The sequence below is a fragment of the Mesorhizobium sp. P2_E10 genome, from assembly GCF_056404235.1.
Genome location: NZ_JBFUEK010000005.1, coordinates 355,943 through 376,206, shown reverse-complemented (window position 1 = coordinate 376,206; position 20,264 = coordinate 355,943). Strand labels below are relative to the sequence as shown.

15 protein-coding genes and 2 pseudogenes are annotated in these 20,264 nt (G+C 61.1%); 11 read left to right on the top strand and 6 right to left on the bottom strand.

The features are described from left to right. Nucleotide 1: 1 nt before the first annotated feature. Entirely contained in the window at nt 2-580 is a 579-nt protein-coding gene (locus AC1D0N_RS16610) for a TetR/AcrR family transcriptional regulator (RefSeq protein ID WP_477245910.1), read from the bottom strand. Nucleotides 581-1,029: 449 nt separating this feature from the next. Between AC1D0N_RS16610 and AC1D0N_RS16605 the strand changes: the two genes are divergently transcribed. From AC1D0N_RS16605 to AC1D0N_RS16575, 7 genes and pseudogenes are all read left to right on the top strand, one after another. Then, the gene (locus AC1D0N_RS16605; RefSeq protein ID WP_477245909.1) at nt 1,030-2,598 is read left to right on the top strand and encodes an ABC transporter substrate-binding protein; all 1,569 of its coding nucleotides are present in this window, start codon (nt 1,030-1,032) and stop codon (nt 2,596-2,598) included. A 182-nt stretch (nt 2,599-2,780) separates the two neighbouring features. Beyond that, nucleotides 2,781-3,764 (top strand): ABC transporter permease, encoded by a 984-nt coding sequence (locus AC1D0N_RS16600; protein ID WP_477245671.1) that lies wholly within the window; start codon nt 2,781-2,783, stop codon nt 3,762-3,764. Continuing rightward, a complete protein-coding gene (locus AC1D0N_RS16595) occupies nt 3,761-4,663 on the top strand; it encodes an ABC transporter permease (RefSeq protein ID WP_477245669.1) in 903 nt (300 codons plus the stop codon). The genes AC1D0N_RS16600 and AC1D0N_RS16595 overlap by 4 nt, the downstream gene beginning before the upstream one ends. Continuing rightward, nucleotides 4,660-5,442, top strand: a pseudogene (locus AC1D0N_RS16590) (ABC transporter ATP-binding protein); the annotation flags it as partial. The gene AC1D0N_RS16595 and the pseudogene AC1D0N_RS16590, both read left to right, overlap by 4 nt. Before the next feature lie 22 nt (nt 5,443-5,464). Then, nucleotides 5,465-6,403 carry an ABC transporter ATP-binding protein gene (locus AC1D0N_RS16585; RefSeq protein WP_477245667.1) on the top strand — a complete coding sequence of 313 codons (939 nt, stop codon included), beginning with the start codon at nt 5,465-5,467 and terminating at the stop codon, nt 6,401-6,403. Nucleotides 6,404-6,424: 21 nt separating this feature from the next. Then, nucleotides 6,425-6,901, top strand: a complete 477-nt coding sequence (locus AC1D0N_RS16580) for a GNAT family N-acetyltransferase (protein ID WP_477245665.1) — start codon at nt 6,425-6,427, stop codon at nt 6,899-6,901. A gap of 28 nt (nt 6,902-6,929) precedes the next feature. Continuing rightward, a complete protein-coding gene (locus AC1D0N_RS16575; protein WP_477245663.1) occupies nt 6,930-8,939 on the top strand; it encodes a beta-N-acetylhexosaminidase in 2,010 nt (669 codons plus the stop codon). A gap of 14 nt (nt 8,940-8,953) precedes the next feature. Here AC1D0N_RS16575 and AC1D0N_RS16570 read toward each other — a convergent pair whose 3' ends face one another. From AC1D0N_RS16570 to AC1D0N_RS16550, 5 genes and pseudogenes are all read right to left on the bottom strand, one after another. After that, the gene (locus AC1D0N_RS16570; RefSeq protein ID WP_477245661.1) at nt 8,954-9,454 is read right to left on the bottom strand and encodes a peptide deformylase; all 501 of its coding nucleotides are present in this window, start codon (nt 9,452-9,454) and stop codon (nt 8,954-8,956) included. A gap of 6 nt (nt 9,455-9,460) precedes the next feature. Next, nucleotides 9,461-10,666: an ROK family protein gene (locus AC1D0N_RS16565; protein ID WP_477245659.1), complete on the bottom strand. Its 1,206-nt coding sequence runs from the start codon at nt 10,664-10,666 to the stop codon at nt 9,461-9,463. 176 nt (nt 10,667-10,842) lie between these two features. Further along, nucleotides 10,843-11,586 (bottom strand): class II aldolase/adducin family protein, encoded by a 744-nt coding sequence (locus AC1D0N_RS16560; RefSeq protein WP_477245657.1) that lies wholly within the window; start codon nt 11,584-11,586, stop codon nt 10,843-10,845. Nucleotides 11,587-11,822: 236 nt separating this feature from the next. Then, nucleotides 11,823-13,400: pseudogene (locus AC1D0N_RS16555) on the bottom strand (ABC transporter substrate-binding protein). A gap of 33 nt (nt 13,401-13,433) precedes the next feature. Beyond that, nucleotides 13,434-14,591, bottom strand: a complete 1,158-nt coding sequence (locus AC1D0N_RS16550) for a serine hydrolase domain-containing protein (protein ID WP_477245655.1) — start codon at nt 14,589-14,591, stop codon at nt 13,434-13,436. 162 nt (nt 14,592-14,753) lie between these two features. Between AC1D0N_RS16550 and AC1D0N_RS16545 the strand changes: the two genes are divergently transcribed. From AC1D0N_RS16545 to AC1D0N_RS16530, 4 genes are all read left to right on the top strand, one after another. After that, a complete protein-coding gene (locus AC1D0N_RS16545; protein WP_477245654.1) occupies nt 14,754-15,401 on the top strand; it encodes a TetR/AcrR family transcriptional regulator in 648 nt (215 codons plus the stop codon). 260 nt (nt 15,402-15,661) lie between these two features. Continuing rightward, a complete protein-coding gene (gene eglC, locus AC1D0N_RS16540; RefSeq protein ID WP_477245652.1) occupies nt 15,662-17,053 on the top strand; it encodes an endo-1,3-1,4-beta-glycanase EglC in 1,392 nt (463 codons plus the stop codon). A 100-nt stretch (nt 17,054-17,153) separates the two neighbouring features. Beyond that, complete coding sequence (locus AC1D0N_RS16535) at nt 17,154-18,908, top strand: type I secretion system permease/ATPase (RefSeq protein ID WP_477245650.1); 1,755 nt, start codon at nt 17,154-17,156, stop codon at nt 18,906-18,908. Further along, nucleotides 18,908-20,218 (top strand): HlyD family type I secretion periplasmic adaptor subunit, encoded by a 1,311-nt coding sequence (locus AC1D0N_RS16530; protein WP_477245648.1) that lies wholly within the window; start codon nt 18,908-18,910, stop codon nt 20,216-20,218. The genes AC1D0N_RS16535 and AC1D0N_RS16530 overlap by 1 nt, the downstream gene beginning before the upstream one ends. Nucleotides 20,219-20,264 lie beyond the last annotated feature (46 nt).

Below are 20,264 nucleotides of genomic sequence, written 5' to 3'. Positions count from 1 at the left end.
CTCAAGCGGCGACTGCTTCGCGAACCTGATTGGTCGCAGCATCCAGAAAAGCTTGCGCAAGGTCGGGATCGTTGACGACCCGCGAGAGGAGCACCGCGCCGACCATTGTGGAGAGAATGGCCATGGCCTTGCCGCCAGTCTCCTCGCCGCTGGCCTCGCCAACCCAGCTACCGAGCATCTCAAGGTAATCCTTGATCCCGGCTTCGAATGACGCCTTCACCTCGGCGCCCTGCCTGGCAGCATCCGAGCCGAGCGCAACGACCGGGCAGCCGTCCATCTTTTCTCCGCGATGGCCCATACTGAGGTAGAATCCGATCACCGCGCCCAGCGGATCCTCGGGGTTCGCCGCAGTTGCGTCCGACCATCGGTGGGTGGCGCTCTCCATCGCCCGCCTGGACGCCTGCGCAGCCAGATCCTCCTTTGACGCGAATTGCTTGTAAAAGGCGCCTTGGGTCAGCCCGGCACCCTTCATCAGATCCTTGAGGCCGATGCCGTCAAAGCCGCGGTCCCGAAAAAGGCGGCTTGCGACGTTGATTACGGTTTCGCGGTTTTCCGCGGCCTGACTACGACTCACACGCATCGTCAGTCTCCATTTAGAGTTCGTTCGCAATCTATACCTATATAGATGACGAACGCAATCTATCAAGAGGAGATAAGAGGCGATCCGCAGGGCCTCAACCCAACGCAAGTTCGTACCACCGGCATGTATGCCAGCCCTGGGCTACCAGCGGTTCTGGGGTACCTCAACGCGCATTCCTGAACAGAGCCGTTGACGTCGGCACCGTTTCCCACTTAGGATTAAATCAAATTGATTTATCTTATTCGCCCGAAGAGGCGGAACGGCAATCAACCAAGGGGAAATGAAGCATGACCGCCAAGCTGCCAGACCCGAATCTGCGTTACCAGCAAGACCTGTCGACGGCGATTTCACGCCGGCGGCTGTTGATCGGCACGGCGCTCGTCGCCGCGACCATCGCCACGATTTTTCCCTTCGTCGTGCGATCGGCATCCGCCGAATCGGTGCTCGCCATGCACATCGAGGAGCAGACGAGCTGGGTGCAGAATTTCAACCCGTTCGATCTCGGCGGCCGCCGTCAGAGCACCATGGATTTCGTCTACGAGCCGCTGGTCATCTTCAACGACTATGACAGCGGCAAGCCGATCTACCGGCTGGCGACGGGTTACAAATTCTCCGACGATTTGAAATCGATCACCTACACGCTGCGCGACGGCGTCAAATGGTCCGACGGCCAGCCGCTGACCTCGGCCGACATGAAATTCACCCTCGATCTGATGCTGAAGAACCCGGCGGTCGACACTGTCGGTGTCGGCAGCAGCGTCGCCTCGGTCGAAGCGCCGTCGCCGACCGAAGTCAAGATCACGCTGAAGGACATCGACACGCATTTTCCGGAATCGATGGCCGATTTCCCCGTAGTGCCGGAGCACATCTGGAAGGATGTCGCCGATCCGCTCGCCTTCAAGAACGAGAAGCCTGTGGGATCGGGTCCGATGACGGAGATCCGCCGCTTCACCCCGCAGGTCTATGAACAGTGCCGCAATCCCAACTACTGGGATGCCGCCTCGCTGCATGTCGACTGCCTGAAGCTGCCGCAGATCGCCGGCAACGACCAGATGCTGGCGCTGTTGCCGGAGGGGTCGATGGACTGGATCGGCTCGTTCCTGCCCGAGATCGACAAGACCTATGTCGCGCTCGACAAGGAGCACAATGGCTACTGGCAGCCGCCGGCGGAAACCATCGCTTTCCAGATGAATTTCAAGACCGCCAAGCCGGCGCTGGCCGAAGCCTTCAACGACATCAATTTCCGTCATGCCTTCAGCCTGGTCATGGATCGCACGGCGATGGTCGATATTGCCGGCTTCGGCTATCCGGTGGTCAATCTGCACGCCAGCGGTCTGCCGCCGCGTTTCGACGCCTGGCGCAACAAGGCAGCCGAAGGCGACAAGGACGTCTGGATGACCTACGACGTCGACAAGGCCAACAAGGTGCTTGACGACGCCGGCTACAAGAAGGGCGCCGACGGCATGCGCACCACGCCGAAGGGCGAGCCGATCGCGTTCTCGATCATCGTTCCCAATGGCTGGACCGACTGGATCGACGCCGTTCAGATCGCCACCGAAGGCCTGCGCAAGGCCGGCATCAATGCCTCGGTGGCGACGCCGGAATATGAGCAATGGCAAAAGCAGATTCTCGACGGTTCGTTCGATGCGGTCATGAACTCGCGCGCCGACGGGCCGACACCGTTCCGCGGCTACTACCAGTCGCTGTCGACGGCCTTTGCCGGCCGTATCACCAGCGCACCGTCGCGCTATTCCAATCCGGAACTGGACAAGGTCTTCGACGCCTACCGCAAGGCGACCACCGACGACGAGCGCAAAAAACTGTTCGATCAGGTGCAAGTCCTCATCGCCGACAACTTTCCGGTGGTGCCGGTGTTCAACGGACCGACCTGGTACCAGTATTCGACCAAGCGCTTCACCGGCTGGGTGACCAAGGACGAGCCGGTGATGAACCCTGAAAACCACGACAACAACCGCCTGCGGCTGATGCATTTGCTGCGCCTGAAGCCCGTGCAATAGTCTGGGGCAAGCGCCCTTTTTCCCTGAGGGGAGGGGGCGTCCCAGCCCCGCCTTTTGGCGAGCAGCAGGGACAGACGCCGCGAGGTCGGACGACGGTGCTGGACGAAGCAGCCGTCGTCCCCCTTCCATCCGTCGCCTTCTTCCACAGGAAGAGAAGGCAAACCGAGCATAAGGACAGGTGAATGCGGATTCCTCTTCGACGACTCGGGGTCTATTTCGTCGCTTTCCTGTTCGCCATCGTCATGAATTTCACTGTCCCCCGGCTGATGCCGGGAAGTCCGGTCGACGGCATGATCGCGCAACTCGGGCCGCGCGCGACACCGGCGGCGATCGAAGCGATCAAGGCCCGCTTCGGCGCCGTCGAACAGCCGATGCTGGGGCAGTTCGTCGATTACATCACCGGCCTCGCCAGGTTCGATCTCGGCGTGTCGGTGAAATACTACCCGCAGACCGTCACCCAGGTTCTGGCTCGCTCCGCCGGCTGGACCGCCTTCCTGGTTACCACGGCGATCATCTTTTCCCTCTGCGTTGGAGTCTCCCTCGGCGCAGTGGCAGCCTGGCGGCGGGGCGGACGCTTCGATGCGTTCGTCTCGCCGTTTTCTGTCGTGCTGATCGCGATCCCTCCGGTCATCATCGGACTGGCGACCTTGTTCACCTTTGGCGTGACGCTGCGCTGGTTCCCGGTGGGCTATGCCTACAATCCCGACCTCGACCCGGGATTGAACTTCACCTTTTTCGGCAGCGTCTTCTGGCACGCGATCATGCCGGTGCTGACGCTGTCGCCCTATCTGATCGGCGAGTTCCAGACGACGACGCGCTCCTCGATGATATCGGTGCTTGGCGAGGACTACGTCACCATGGGCCGCGCGAAGGGGCTCGGCGAGACGATGGTGATGTTTTCCTACGCGTTGCGCAACGCCATGCTGCCGGTGCTGACCAATCTGGCGCTGATGCTTGGCGCCGTGTTCGGCGGCTCGATCGTGACCGAGATCGTCTTCAACTATCCCGGCCTCGGGCTGACGCTGTTTACCGCCAGCGTCGCACGCGACTATCCGGTCATCCAGGGCCAGTTGCTTTTGATGACGATGGCGACGCTCGGCGCCAATCTTCTGGTCGATCTCCTTTACGGGTTCGTCGATCCACGCATTCGGGAGGAGCGGGCATGAATTTTGGTTGGCGCCTTTTATGGCGGCAGAAGAAGGCCGTCGCCGGCCTGATCATCGTCGCCGCGCTCTGCCTGATGGCGTTGTTCGCGCCGATCCTTGCGCCGACCGATCCCGGTGAGCGCGTCGGGCGCTCGCATCAGCCGCCGACCGTCGAGCACTATTTCGGCACCACGAAGATGGGCCGCGACGTCTATGCGCAATTCGTCTGGGGCGCGCGCCCGTCGCTGGCCGTCGGGTTCGCCACCGGCCTATTCATCACCGCGCTCGGCACCATCATCGGACTTGTCGCCGGCTACTTCGGCGGCCGCACCGACGCCACGCTCGATCTGGTCACCAACGCGGTGCTGGTGATCCCCAACATTCCGCTCTTGATCCTGCTTGCTTCTTTTGCCGGCACGGTCGGGCCTGTCGCCATCATGATGATCATTGCGCTGACCTCATGGCCCTGGGGCGCGCGCATGACGCGGTCGCAGACGCTGGCACTCCGGAACCGCGAGTTCGTGACCGCCGCGCGTATGGTCGGCGAGCCCGCCTGGCGTATCATTTTTGTGGAGATCCTGCCCAATCTGGTGCCGTTGATCGGCATCAACATCGTCGGCTCGATCATCTACGCCATCGTGGCGCAGACGACGCTCGAATATCTCGGCTTCGGCGATCCGCTCAACGTCACTTGGGGGACGATGCTCTACAATGCGCAGAATTCGTCGGCCATCATCGTCGGTGCGTGGTGGGACATCAGCGCGCCGGCCGCCGGCATCGCGCTGGTCGGGCTGGGCCTGGCGCTCTTGAACTTCACCTTCGACGAGATCGCCAACCCGCAGCTGCGCTCCGGCCCGGCGCTCAGCCGCTGGCTGCGCCTCAACCGTCTGCGTAAGCGTGAGCTGGAGGCGGCACGGTGAGCGAGGCGCTGCTGCAAATCCGCGACCTCAGCGTCGACTATCTGCTCGACAAGGGGGCTTTTCGCGCGGTCAAGAACGTATCCTTCGACATCGGCCGCGGCGAACTGTTCGGGCTGGCCGGTGAATCCGGCTGCGGCAAGAGCACGATCGCCTACGCCATCACACGCCTCGCCAAGGCGCCGGCCTGGGTGGCGGGCGGCGAAATCCTGCTCGATGGTGAGGACCTTTTGAAACTGCCTGAAAGCCGGCTGCAAGAGGTGCGCTGGCGGCGCATCGGCATGGTGTTCCAGAGCGCGATGAATTCGCTCAATCCGCTGATGCGGGTCGAGGCACAGTTCCACGATGTACTGCGCCGTCATACCGGCTCGTCGCGCGAAAAATCGCGGGCGCGGGCAGAAGAGATGTTCAAGCTGGTCGGCATTCCGGCCAGCCGTCTTGGCGACTATCCGCATCAGTTCTCGGGCGGCATGCGCCAGCGCATCGTCATCGCCATCTGTCTGGCGCTGAAGCCGGAGTTGATCATCATGGACGAGCCGACGACGGCGCTCGACGTCGTCGTGCAGCGCGAAATCCTCGAGCAGGTCATCGACCTGCAGCGTGGTTACGGGTTCTCGGTGCTGTTCATCACCCACGATCTGCACCTGATGGCGCAACTCTGCCACCGCATCGGGGTGATGCTGAAGGGCGAACTGGTCGAGGTCGGCGATGTCAGACAGGTCAGCCGCGCTCCGATGCATGACTACACACGAAAACTCTGGGGCGCGATCCCGCAACTGCCAGGCCTGGCAAAGGAAGCGGCATATGAACGCCGTGCCGACGACCCCAATTGCCACGATCGAGGCCGAGCCGATCATCAGGCTGGATGGCATCCAGCGCAGCTTCGGTCTCGTGCAGGCACTGCGCGGGATCTCGCTGTCGCTGCGGGGCGGCCATGCGCTGGCACTGGTTGGCGAGTCCGGCTGCGGCAAGACCACATGCGCCCGCATCATCGCGCGCATGGATGCCCCGACCGGTGGCGACATGTTCTTCCGCGGCCACAGCGTGACGCGAACAGGCACGGCGGCCGGCGAAAAGGCCTATCGCCGTGCCGTGCAGATGGTGTTCCAGGATCCATTCGCCTCGCTCAATCCGGTGTTTTCGGTGCAGCATCATCTCGCCCGGCCGCTGGCGCTGCATGGCCATGCCAAAAGCAGGGCCGAGCAAGTGAAAGGCGTCGCCGACCTGCTTGACTGGGTCGGGCTGGAGCCGGCGCTGACGGCGCACAAGTTTCCGCACGAACTTTCGGGCGGCCAGCGCCAGCGCGTCAACATCGCACGCGCGCTCGCCGTTCAGCCGGAGGTGCTGGTTGCCGATGAGCCGACCTCGATGCTCGATGTCTCGATCCGCCTCGGCATCCTCGATCTCCTGGCACGCATCAAGCGCGAGCGGCAGCTGGCGCTGCTCTACATCACCCACGATATCGCCACCGCGGCCCATGTCGCCGAAGAGGTGATCGTGATGTTTGCGGGACAGATGGTTGAGTGGGGCGACACGCGCGCTGTGATCGGCGATGCCCGCCATCCCTATACGCGGCTGCTGCTTTCCGCCGTGCCGGACCCCGACCGGCCTTTCATTGCCGGCGACAGCGCCCGTTTTCTCGGCCACGCCGAGGAGGTGCGCCGCTTGAGCCGGCCAACCTCGACCGTGGTCGACCAGGTTGGGCCGAACCATTTCGTCCGCGCCCTGGGTGCTGTTTCCTGAGATTCACGCCAGAAGGTTTTCATGGACTATCTTGTCAATCTCTCGCTCCTCGCCGCCAATCCGGAACTCGACGCGCGCGTCCGCAATGCCGGCGTCACCATCCGCCGGGCGCTGGCGCCGGAACTCGAACTGGTCACCGGCTGGGTGCGGCAAAAATTCAGTGCCGGCTGGTCAAGCGAGACGGCCGTTTCCATGATGCGCCAGCCGCCGACCTGTTTTTTGGCTACCCGGGGGGAAAAACTGGTCGGCTTTGCCTGCCATGAATCGATCGCCCGCGGCTTTTTCGGCCCGACCGGCGTCGACGAGGCGGTGCGTGGCCAGGGCATCGGGCACGCGCTGCTGCTGGCTTCGCTGCTCGATCTCAAGACCATGGGCTACGCCTACGCCATCATTGGCGATGTCGGCCCGTCGGAATTCTACGAACGCACCGTCGGCGCGACACAAATCCCCAATTCGGAACCCGGCATCTATGCCGGCCTGCTGAAGCCGGTCGACTGATCTTTTCACGCTTACACATGAGATTGCCATGACCGAGACACTTGCCCTGCGGCTGGAGAGTTTTTGGACGCCCGCATCCGACAACCAGGCGCTGGCCTATTCGCTAAAACTCATCAACGCCTCAATTCGGCCTCTGCAGGATTTCCGGCTTTGCATCAGCGGCCCGGCGCGGATCGACCCCGCCGCCGCAGTGGAAGGCGCCACACTGGTCAATCGTGTGTCGAACCATGCCGAGTTTGCGCCACCTGCCGGCTTCGTGCTTGAACCCGGTGCGGCCTGGACATTGACGGCGCGCGGCCTCAGCTACCCGCTGCGTCACTGGACGGATGGCGCCACCGGGGCCTATCTCGTGCTGGCCGATGGCAGCGTCCAGCGCATCTCCGTCGAGCCGACGAAGGCCAAAGGCGACAACGCGCCGCTGAAGCGCGGCGTCGAGCCCTATCCGGTGCCGACTGTCGCGCCAGTCCCCATCTCAGTGATCCCCTGGCCGCGCCAGGTCGACGTGTCCGGCGCTCAGCCCGCGCCAGCCGGCGTCGACCCGAGGCCAGAAGGCGAAGAGACCAAGGCCGCGGTGGCCGCCTTTGCCGAACTCAGCGCCAGGCTGTTCCCTGTCGAAGGCCTTGTGCGGCCTGTGGCAGAAGGCGGCTTCCCGGTCAATCTGTCCCGCAAGGACAGCTTCGGGCCGGAAGCCTATGCGATCGATTTTGCGGACGGTGCCGCGACGATTTCGGCGTCCACGCGCACGGGGTTTCTCTACGGGCTGATCACGCTCGGCCAGATCCTGCGCGGCGCCAGAAAACATCCCGCTACCTTTGTCTTCCCGGCGCAGGGACAAATCCAAGATGACCCGTCGCTCGGCTGGCGCGGCTGCCATCTCGATACGGCGCGCCAGTTCTACGCCTCGGCCGAGATCGAGCAATTCCTCGCCATCTTTGCCTGGAACAAGCTCAACCGCTTCCATTGGCATCTGTCCGACGACGAAGCCTGGCGGGTCGAGATATCAGCCTATCCGCAACTGACCAGCATCGGCGCCTGGCGCGGCCACGGCCTGCCGATCCCGTCGCTGCTTGGCTCAGGTGCGGGCAAGACCGGCGGCTACTACACCAAGGCTGCGATCCGCGAGATCGTCGCGCTGGCCGGCCGGTTCGGCATCGAAGTGGTGCCGGAGATCGACGTGCCCGGCCACTGTTACGCCATGCTCGAGGCGCTGCCCGAGCTGCGCGATCCCGGCGAACACGGCCAGTATTTTTCCGTACAGGGATTTCTCAACAACTGCCTCAACCCGGCACGCGAGGAAACCTACCGCGTGCTCGAAACGATCTTCGACGAGATGATCGAGCTGTTCCCGTTCAAGGCGATCCATGTCGGCGCCGACGAGGTGCCGATCGGTGCATGGTCGGGCTCGCCGCAGGCGCTAAAACGGCTTGCCGAACTCGGCGGCGAGGCGCTGGCGCAGTCGCATGCCAAGCGGCTCGGCGTGGTCACCAACACGCATGGCGCCGACGAGATCGACGGCTCGGGCGCTGCCCTGCTGCAAGCCCAGTTCCTCAAAAGGATACAAACCTTCCTTGCCTCCCGCGGGTGCATCACCGGCGGCTGGGAAGAAGCCGCGCACGGCAACGTCATCGACAAGACGAAGTGCTACCTCAATGGTTGGCGCAACGTCGAGGTTTCGGCGGCACTGGCCGGCGAAGGCTATGACATCGTCGTCAATCCGGGACAGGTCTATTACCTCGACATGGCCAACAGCCAGGAATGGTCGGAGCCCGGCGCTGCCTGGGCCGGCTGGTCATCGCCCGAGAAGCTTTACGGCTTCGATCCGGTGGCAGGCTGGAGCGCTGCGCAGAAAAAACATTTCCTCGGCGTGCAATGCTGCATCTGGTCGGAACCGATGACCGACCGCGCCGTCTTCGACCGGCTGGTCTTTCCCCGGCTGTCGGCCCTTGCCGAGACCGGTTGGACGGTGCCGGAGCGAAAGTCGTGGGAACGGTTCAGCGCGCTCGCAGGGCTGATGCCGGTGCTCTACGGGCTATCCTAGCGCCAGACTTCCGTTCAGGACATCCGCATGAGTTTGTCGTAGCGTTTGGTCAGACGGTCGCGCTTCAGGCGCGACAGCCTGTGCGTCCAGAAGATACCGTCGAGTTGATCGATCTCATGTTGGTGGCAGACAGCCAGCAGACCATCGGCATCCTCGAACCGCTCGTTGCCGTCGAGATCCTGATAGCGAACCCGTATGCGTGCGTGTCGCTCGACCTCTTCGGTGACACCGGGCATCGAAACGCTGCCTTCCGCGTGGCGGATCATTTCAGGCGAGGCCTGGATGACAGATGGATTGACATAGATTCCCGGCTTTGCGGCAGAAGGCAGCTGGATCACGACCAGGCGTTTCAAAATGCCGATATGCGGGCCGGTGATACCTATACCAGGTGCCGCGTGCATGGTGTCGATGAGATCGCCCGCCAGCTTGGACAAGTCGTTGTCGAACAGCTCCACCGGATCGGCGATGGCACGCAGAAGCGGATTGGGAAATCTTACAATCGATCGAACCGCCATAGGATCTTATCCGAACGGTTTCTGCAGCACGTCGAATTGCGGGTTGGTCTCCGAAAAAATCGGCAGCGCGGCCGCGCCCAGAACCGAGGTGTCCTTGCCGGCGGCGCCAACCAGCACCCTTGGTACCGTGCGGGTGCTGGTCGAGCTGACCGAGAGATACAAGGGGTCGAGTCGGCTCGCCAGAAGCTCGATGACGGCCAGCGGCATGAAGCCGCCGAGGACGACGGTTTCAGGATCGAGCGCCAGTTCCAGCACATTGATCGCCTGGCGCAGCGGCGCGGTGGCTTGTGCGATCCATGGTTCCATGCGGCTGTCGCCGCTTGCCAGCAAAGCCTCGAGCAGTTCCGGCGAGGCATGATCGGGATCGGGGATCTCCAGACATTCATAGGCGGCGCGCAACGAGACGTAGCGTTCAAGGCAGCCGCGCTTGCCGCAGCCGCATTCGAGGCCGCCGGGATTGACGATCATATGGCCGATCTCGCCGGCGTTGTGGCGGGTGCCCTTGTAGAGATGGCCGTCAAGAAACAGGCCGGCGCCGAGCCCGGTGCCGATGAACAGATAGACGAAGCTGCTGAGGTTGCGGGCAACGCCGTAGAGTCGTTCGCCGATGGCGGCTGCGGTGGCGTCGTTCTCCACCGTTACCGGAATGCCGGTCAGCCGTTCGAGTTCTTCGGCGACGGGAAAATCCTGCCAGCCAGGCAGTGCCGTCGGCCCGACCGAGGTCATGCCCTCGACGTCGAACGGGCCCGGCATCGCCATGCCGATGCCAAGCAGGCGGCTGCGGTCGAAACGAAACGTCCGCATCAAATCATCGGCGATCGCAGCCAGCAGTGGCATCGCCTGCGCTGGCGTCGGCCGGTCGACCGGCCGTTCGAAACGGGCCCGAACCGTGCCGGAGAGATCGGTGATGACACCGACCGCCAGCTGATGGTCGAGTTGCAGGCCGATCGAATAGCCGCCATCGGGATTGATCGAATAGGGGACGGCCGGTTGGCCGCGAGCCCCTTTCTGTGTCGCTTCCGGGCGCAGCAGCTCTTCCTTTTCGAGCTCCTCGACGATGTTGGAAATGGTCTGGGAACTCAGCGCCGTCAGTCGCGCGATGGCCGCACGCGACAAGGCGCCGTTGGTTCTGATCGCTTCGATCACCACGCGGCGGTTGTGCGACTTGGCCTGTTCGAGATTGGTGCCGGCGATGGCTTTCTTGACTATCATGATGACCAGCTAGACGAGTCTTTGCGAACTGTGATCCTAAAAATAAATCAATCATCTTGATTTAATTAATGTCAAGCGATTGATTTCGGCCAAGTGCACCCGGTCCGCAAGCGCAAGATATCGGGAACAGGCGGCGCAGCGCTCACCGGACCGGCTTCCAACGCCTTTTAGACTTCTCAGGTCCGAAATGTCGGATCAATCGAATCGAGCATGCGCAAATGTGCTGCCCACTCCAACTCGAGCCCACCATCATCGAGCGACATTTGATCGTTTTGCGAGACCACTCTCTGCGCGATCGATCCCGGGATCGCTACGATATCCCGCCCCATCGACAGCGTCGCAACCTGGATCTCGCAGGCTCGGTTCAGGTAGAACATGGTGTTGAACATTTCAGCAGCAGTACGGCCGACCGTGAGAAGGCCGTGGTTGCGCAAGACAAGTGCGGGATGGTTGCCAAAGTCGGCGACGATGCGACTGCGTTCCGCATGATCCAGGGCTATGCCCTCAAAGTCGTGGTAGGCTAGGCGTTCGAAGAATTGCAGCGCGATCTGATTGAGCGGAAGCAAGCCTTCCGCAAGGCACGAAACCGCTACCCCCGCTTTCGTATGCGTATGCATAACCCAATGCGCATCGGCGCGAGCAGTGTGAACAGCACTGTGAATCGTAAACCCTGCGGGATTGACGGAGGCAGGCGTATTTTCGATTTTCTGGCCATCTGTATCGATCTTGACCAGAGACGACGCCGTAATTTCCTCCCACCGCAGGCCATAGGGATTTATGAGAAACTGACCTTGGGTGCCTGGAACCCTGGCTGTGATGTGGGTGTAGATCAGATCCGTCATCTGAAAATGGGCAGCCAGCCGATAGCAGGCGGCCAAAGCGACTCTGGTGGCTTCTTCCGATTGCGGCGCATGACTCATGGCTTGCCCAGTCCTACAATGCGAAATTCGACGAGCCGTCATCAAGCTGATGCCCCAGCAGCCGGCTCATTGGCCGCTGGGACTTCAGACTGGATTCGGCAGGCTATGCTGTTCGCGACTATGCGCTGTTCTCGACGAGAGCCTGTTCCATCCCGATGGAATCGGGATGGGGCTCTATCTTCTTGTTTGAGCATGATTTTTTCCGAAAACCGGTTCCCCACTTTCGGGATCATGCTCTAGGAGTTCATCCAGCAGCGTATCAAGGCTGAACCGCCAGACATTTCGTAGTTTGGATCGTCGACCCAGCCCTCTACATTTGGACCCGTTGCGTTGATGTAATCGTTGAACATGGGAACGACAGCCCCGCCATCGTTCCTCACAATGGATCCCATGTCGGCGTATAGTTTCTTGCGCTTTTCAGTGTCCAGCTCCGAGCGGGCCTGACTGAGCATCTTGTCAAAATCGTCGCGGAAGAATCGGGTCTCATTCCAATCGGCCTTGGAATAATATCCCGTTGTGTACATGAGATCCTGCGTTGGTCGCCCTTAAGAAGCGCAAAATGGCTGTTTGTTCCCCACCTCCGACCAGTAGCCGTCTCCAGGTTCGCGCTTGATATCCAGCTTGATGCCCGCCCTGGAAGCGCTCTGCTGATAAAGCTGCGCCGCATCGACCGCGCCGGGAAACGCGACTTCGGAGGTTCGCAGAAGGATTGATCCGCTGTGTCCGGATTTCTTATAGTGGAAGGCGGCTTTGTCCGGGTCATATGACCTCTGCTCGACGGGCGTGTAGAGCGGATACGTCGCGTTTATCGGGCTATCATTGCCGACGCTGCCGTAGCCGTTCAGAATTTTCTTGACCATTTCGTCGCGGTCAACCGCGTATTTGAGCGCCAGCCTGAGGTCATTGTTGTCGAAGGGCGCGGTGTCGCAGTGAGCGACGAACAGGTAGTGTCCCCTTCCCGCAACCGTGCGGATCGTCACGCCGGGTACCCGCTTGATCAGATCGACGATCTTCGGCTCGACACGATTGATCATATTGACCTGACCGCCCTGGAGCGCGGCGGTCCGCGCTGTCGTGTCGTTGATCACAATGATCTCGACCTCGCTGGCATGGCCTATATCGCCATTCCAGTATCCAGAAAACTTCTCTCCGGCATGGCGCACACCGGGCTGGTTGGTCGAAATCTTGTACGGCCCGGTTCCTATTCCTGCCGCGGGATCGTCCTTGCCGCCATTTGGCTGGATCGCCAGATGATAGCCCGACAAGATATAGGGCAGATCGGCGTCGCCATCCTTCAAACCGATTACAACGCTGTCGCCATCGGCTTTGATCGTGTCGATCCCGCGCATCAAACCAAGGGCGCCGGATTTTGACTTCGCATCGGAATGTCGCTCAAGCGTCGCGACTACGTCGGCGGGCATGAGTTTCTTGCCGTCGTGAAAGGATACGTCCTTTCTGATTCTGAACGTCCAGGTCTTGGCATCTTTCGACGAGCTCACTTGATCCGCAAGTTTCATTGCGATCGAACCGTCGGGACTGACATCAACCAGAGTTTCGCCCCAGGTCCGTCCGAATGTCAGAGGCACCTGGCTCGCCCAGGTCGCGGGGTCGAGGCTGTCTGTCGATTCGCCGCCGACCATGCCCGCCTTCAACGTGCCCCCCTTGGTCGGGCCGGCGGCGCGCACAGCACCAACGAGCAGATTTTGGGCCACCGTGGCGGTGACCCCCAATATCGCCGCGCGTCCAAGAAATTCCCTCCGGCTCAGTTTGCCCCGGACCGTGGCCCTTGCCATAGCTTCGAATTCTTCCGGCATTTGAATCTCCCCTTTTTGCTTGTTCAACATTGCCTATTGCAGGTTTACTGCTTGGAAGAGCTTCTCCAGAACGAAGCGCGAGCGACGATCGTCCGGATCGTTCCTCATCTGGTTCATCGTGTAGGACAGCCCTGTTTTTCGTGACGGCCAGGCGGCATGAATGGAGCCGCCGGCTCCCGAATGCCCGAACGCATCGTGGGCTGGACCGAAACGCATCTTTTGCGTCTGAAGCGCAAAGACCGTGGCAAAGGCCAACGGCTCGGAGAAATAGGGATCCGTGAAGCGCGAACGCTCGATCAAACCCTGATCCAATGTCTCGGACTTGAGAATGCGCACACCATCGATCTCGCCACCCTGGCTGAGACAGCCGTAGTAACGAGCCATGGAACGAGCTGCCGCGACACAGCCTGCCCCGCCAATCTGACCGGCGTGAAATGCCCTCGTGTTCCACGCAGCGGTATGGGTGGTGAGCAGCGGAGGATTGCTCCAGATGGATCGACTTGTTGGATTTTCCGGATCTGCGTCGACCCAGCCTATCGCGTCCTCGACTTCGATCTCTCCCACGCGCGATTCGAGATCGTGTGGCAGCCCGATCCATGCCTCCAGATTCAGAGGCCGAGCGATCTCGTCGGCAAAAAACTGCCCGAGCGTCCGGCCATCCACACGACGGATAATGGCCCCGCACAGCCATCCGATCGTCAGTCCATTGTAGCAAGCGAAGGCATCGGGATCGTTTGCGATAGGCTGCGTTGCAAGCAGGCCTTCAATTTTCTCGTAGTCCGGCACGTCATCGATCGACAATGGAGCTACGACACCGGGAACCCCACTGCGATGGGAAACAACATGGCGAACGAGAATGCGTTCTTTGCCGGCCTGTGCAAATTCGGGCCAGTATTTTGTGACCGGTGCGTCAAGATCCACCAGACCGCGCTCGATCAGAATCAACATGCACCCCGCCAACAGGCCCTTGGTGCCTGAAAAGACAACTTGCAGGGTGTCCTGCTGCCATAGTCGGCCCGGCGCCGCGTTGCCGCCCCAAATGTCGACAACAGTTCGACCCGAATGCACCGCGGCGAATGCGGCGCCAACGTCGCCTCGCTCGATGAAATTCCTCTCAAACTCCTCCGCAACGGCTTCGAAGCCGGGCTCGACATGGCCCTTTACGGTCCCGTTTGACGCGGTGGCAGGCATCGGATTTTCCGGCTATTAGTACATATGTACCATTGTTGTACGGTCGTACCATACCCATTGTCAAGGGATCGCTGGGCATCGCAGGGTCTCGCCACGATTTGCATTTGGAACCGAAAGCCGGTTCTGTCGACGAACGCTGAAAGCAGGAATGAGATGGCGGCAATGCGGAAATCCCCACGAACGTATCTGACCTCCGAGGCGCGGAGGGCCGAGATCATCGAGGCGGCGTTCCAGTGCATCAAGGAGGTCGGCTACGCCAAATTAACCGCTCGAAAAATTGCCGAGCACCCCAATATTTCCTTGGGTCACATAACCTACAATTTCAAAGATATGAATGAGGTTCTTGTTGAGACCTATCGATATACGTCAAATCTCTTGATAGAAGCGGTCCGCGATCAACGCGCCAAAGGATCTAATTCCCCGAGTGAGCAGCTTAAAATTTTCCTGGGGACGTTCCTGACCCCTAATTTCCTCAAAAGGGACTTCTTGCGCGTCCGGATCGACCTCTGGTCCGCCGCTTTGGCCTCCGACGATATTTTGAAAACCGAGGTTTCCCTTTACCAGCATTTCCGAAATGAACTTTCAGAGATACTGAGTCAGATAGCGGATGAACGAACGAAGGGCCGTGAATCAGTCCCATTTCTCGTGGACAGCATTACTGCGACGATGGACGGGCTGTGGCTTGATTGGGTGCGTCGAAAGAATAGCGAGGCCATAGAGAATGGCCTGAGAGCTTGCTTGCTTCTCGTGAATTGCGTCTTGGATGCTGCTCCATCCAAAGCCCAAGGCGACGCGCTCGAACCTGGATAGCAGGTATCGCGTTTCTCAACGCAGTCTGCCCCTTTCTCGTAGCCCCGCACATTGCGACGACTTGTGACCAAAAAAAGTGCTGGCAGCCCAACCTTGATGCACTAGAGGCAATGAGGGCGGCCCGGACCGCCTGCATGTTAAGTTCTTGGTAACTCTCACAAGTCGAACCCAAGTCGAAGACCAAAAAAGGCATTGGCTTCTCGTGTCCTCCATAGATGCTAGGCCTGACATCAAGGCGAGTCGAAGGAGCAGAGACCAGCATGGCGACCGTCCTGAACGCCAAAGGCGTTCCACTCTCCTACAGCGGGTCCTCGACAAAGTGGTACTCGGCGACCAATTCCGGCCCGACACTCTATGGCAGCATATACAACGACACCATCTACGGCGACGCCAGCGTCAGCGTCACGATGTATGGCGGCAAGGGCGACGACATCTACTATCTGTATTCCACGAAGAACAAGCCGGTCGAGCTGGCCAATGAGGGTGTCGACACCATCTCGACCTGGATGAGTTATCGGCTGCCGGCGAATTTCGAGAACCTGACCGTCACCGGCGACAAACACTATGCTTTCGGAAACGCGCTAAACAACATCATTACCGGCGGCGCCGGCCAGCAGACGCTCGACGGCTTGCAGGGCGATGATGTTCTGAAAGGCGGATCGGGGGCGGACATCTTCGTCGTTACCCGGGGCAACGGCAGCGACCTGATCCTGGACTTTGGCGCCGACGACACCGTGCGCGTCGGGAGCTACGGCTTCACCTCCTTCGAGCAGGTGCAGGCCAATATGGTCCAGTCGGGCGCGAATGTGCGGCTCAATCTTTCCAGCACCGAGTTTCTGGTCTTCGCCAACAAGACGGTCGGCCAGTTCACGGAAGGCCAGTTCGATCTGGCGCTGGACAGGTCGCATCTGGAACTCACCTTCTCCGACGAGTTCAAAACGCTGAGCCTCAGGAACGGCTCGAGCGGCACCTGGGACACGAACTTCTGGTGGGGCGGCGCAAACGGCAGTTCGCTCACCGACAATGGCGAGCTTCAATGGTATATCGATGCCAACTACGCGCCGACCAGTTCCGTCCATCCGTTCAGCGTCGACAGCGGCGTTCTCACGATAACCGCCGCCCGGGCTGCGGAAGCGATCCAGCCCTTGATAAACGACTACAAGTATACGTCGGGCCTGCTGACGACCCACGATACCTTCGTGCAGACCTATGGCTATTTCGAAATCCGTGCCGACATGCCGGAGAAACAAGGTGCGTGGCCGGCCTTCTGGCTGCTGCCGGCGGACGGTTCCTGGCCGCCGGAACTGGATGCCATCGAGATGACCGGCCAGGACCCTAACAAGCTCCTCCTGACTGGCCACACGAACGAGACGGGAGCGCACACAACCGTGGGCGCGACGCCCTATGTCTCGGATACCGCAGGCTTCCACACATACGGGGTGCTGTGGACGCAAGACGAACTGGTCTGGTATTTCGACGACGTCGAAGTCGCCCGTGCCGCAACGCCTGCCGACATGCACGAGCCGATGTACATGCTGGTCGACCTGGCGGTTGGCGGCATCGCGGGAGCACCCGCCGACGGGCTGGCGACGCCGGCGGAAATGCACATCGACTATGTTCACGCTTATGCGCTGGGGGATTGGTTTATCTAGGCGCAACAGCTGATGGTGAGGCCGGTACGGACACGTTCGTCATCAAGCCTCGGCAATCTCCATTTATTGCATTGCTGCCTGAGACTGAACAGGAACTGATGTGAAGGCGACGACGCAGTCCAATCCATCCGAGCCGCCGCGAACAACCCTCGCATCGGTTTTGGCTTCGTTTCGACGCGCGTTCGCCGGAATCGCGTTGATGAGCGGGGTCGTCAACATCCTGGCGCTGACCGGCTCGTTCTTCATGCTGCAGGTCTATGATCGCGTCATACCCGGCCGCAGCGTGCCGACGCTCGTCGGGCTTGCCGTGTTTGCCGCCACGCTTTTCATCTTCCAGGGCGTGCTCGAGCTCATCCGGTCACGGCTGCTGGTGCGCATCGGCATGGCGCTCGACGCGCAGCTGAGCGGGCAAGTCTATGCAGCCCTGATGCGCCTGCCATTGCGCACCAAGCTCGCTGGCGATGGCCTGCAGTCGTTGCGGGATCTCGACCAGGTGCGCTCGTTTCTGTCGAGCGCCGGTCCGACCGCGCTTTTCGATCTGCCGTGGATGCCGCTGTATCTGGGTATTTGCTTCCTGTTCCATTTCTGGATTGGCATGGCTGCGCTCGCCGGCGCCGTCATTCTCTTTGGCCTGACATTGCTTGCCGAAATGCGCACACGAGAGCCGACGAAAAGGGCAAACAGCCAGGCCGCGGCGCGCAACACGCTTGCCGAGGCTACCCGCCGCAATGTCGAGGTTCTGCAGGCCATGGGCTTTGGCTCACGTATCGCCGAGCGCTGGTCGGGCATCAACGCCGACTATCTCGACACGAATGCGAAAGCGAGCGACCTGGCGGGTACGCTCGGAACGATCTCGAAGATCCTGCGGATGATGCTGCAGTCAGGTGTGTTGGCGATCGGCGCCTATCTCGTCATTCATCAGGAGGCGACGGGCGGTATAATGATCGCCAGTTCGATCATGATGGGTAGGGCGCTCGCACCTATCGAACTGGCCATCGCCCACTGGAAGGGTTTCGTCACTGCCCGCCAGGCCTGGGCTCGGCTGACGCAGCTTTTGGCCCTGCTTCCCGAAACTGCAACAAGTGTCTCGCTGCCGGCGCCGATATCGGCGCTTTCGGTCGAAGGCATCAGCGTTACGCCACCGGGCGAGCGTCGTGTGGTCGTGCAGGATGCCGGCTTTGCGCTGGAGAAGGGCGCCGGCCTCGGCATCATCGGGCCGAGCGCTTCGGGAAAATCCTCGCTTGTGCGAGCCATCGCCGGTATCTGGCTGCCGGTGCGCGGAACCGTCAGGCTGGACGGCGCGACGCTCGACCAGTGGTCGCCCGAAGAGCTTGGCAAGCATGTCGGCTACCTCCCGCAGGACGTCCAGCTGTTCGACGGCACCATTGCCGAAAACATATCGCGCTTCGAACTCCAGGCGCCCTCGGACAAGATATTGGCGGCGGCACGCGCTGCCGGCGTGCACGATCTCGTTGTCCATCTGCCGGAAGGCTATGAGACGCGGATCGGTGAGGCCGGGTCGGCGCTTTCGGCTGGCCAGAGACAAAGGGTGGCGCTGGCCAGGGCTCTCTTTGGCGATCCGTTCCTGGTCATTCTGGATGAGCCCAACTCCAATCTCGATTCCGAAGGCGAAACCGCGCTGACGGTGGCAATCCAGGGCGTGCGTGAAAGAGGTGGCATTGCCGTCGTCGTGGCGCATCGGCCAAGCGCGCTGGCAAGCCTTGACCAGGTGCTCGTCATGGCCGGCGGCCGCGTGCAGGCCTTTGGCCCCAAGAATGAGGTGTTGAACAAGGTTACCCGCCCGGCAGGCGTCCCGCTGAAGGTCGTCTCCGGCCCCGAAGAGGCCACATCCTGATGGCGGAACGCGCTGCATCCGCGATTGACAGGACCATTCGGCGCTATCTGCTTGGCGGCATCGCCGCCTGCGTCCTGCTTGTTGGCGGCGCGGGAAGCCTTGCCGCCGTCACGGAGCTTTCCGGAGCCGTCATCGCCTCGGGACGATTGGTCGTCGATTCCAGCGTCAAGAAGGTGCAGCATCCAACGGGCGGCGTGGTCGGTCAAATCCTGGTCCGGGAAGGCGATGCCGTGCAGGCGGGGCAGGTCCTGATCCGTCTCGATGAAACGATCACCCGCGCCAATCTGGCCATTGTCACCAAGAGCCTCGATGAATTCGATGCCCGCCTGGCGCGCCTTGAAGCCGAGCGCGACGGTGCCGACGTCATCGCCTTTCCGGCGTCACTCATGTCGCGGCAAGCGGAACCCGAGACCGGCCGCGCGATGGCCGGCGAGCGATCCCTGTTCGAGTTTCGCAGGCAGGCGCGCGCTGGCCAGAAGGCTCAGCTGGCGGAGCGTATCGCTCAGCTTGTCGAGGAGGTCTCCGGCCTGACCGAGCAAAGAGACGCCAAAAGCCAGGAAATCAAGCTGATTGGCATAGAGCTCGAGGGCATGCGCAAACTTTGGCAAAGCAAGCTGGTCTCGATTGATCGCATAACCGCGCTCGAACGCGATGCCGTGCGCTTGGAAGGCGAGCACGGGCAGCTTACAGCGGCGATCGCGCAATCGAAGGGTCATACATCCGAAATCCGCCTGCAGATCATCCAGGTCGACCAGGATCTGCGCAGCGAGGTTGCGACCGAGCTCCGTGACGTTCAGGCCAAGCTTTCCGAGTTCGTCGAACGCAAGGTGTCAGCTGAGGATCAGCTCAAGCGTATCGATATACGCAGTCCGCAAACCGGCGTCGTTCATCAACTCGGCGTACACACGGTCGGGGGGGTTGTTTCTCCGGGTGAGCAAATCATGCTCATCGTACCGGTGGCAGACGACCTGACTGTCGAAGCGCGCGTGGCCCCGCAAGATATCGATCAACTGACACTGGGGCAGAGTGCGATCCTGCGGCTCACTGCCTTCAATCAGCGGATCACGCCGGAACTGAACGGTGTCGTCAGCGAGATCTCTCCCGATCTCACTATCGACGAACGAAGCGGCGCCAGCTTCTATACAGCGCGCGTCAACTTGACCCGCGCGGAGCTTACCAGGCTCAAGGGCCTGACATTGGCACCTGGAATGCCGGTCGAGGTGTTCTTTTCGACGGGCGGTCGCACAATGCTTTCCTATCTCGTGAAACCCCTGGCGGATCAGATTGCGCGGGCCTTCAGGGAGGAGTGAAATGCGCGTTGCTTTTCCTCGCATCTGAACCTCGTCCGATCTTTCG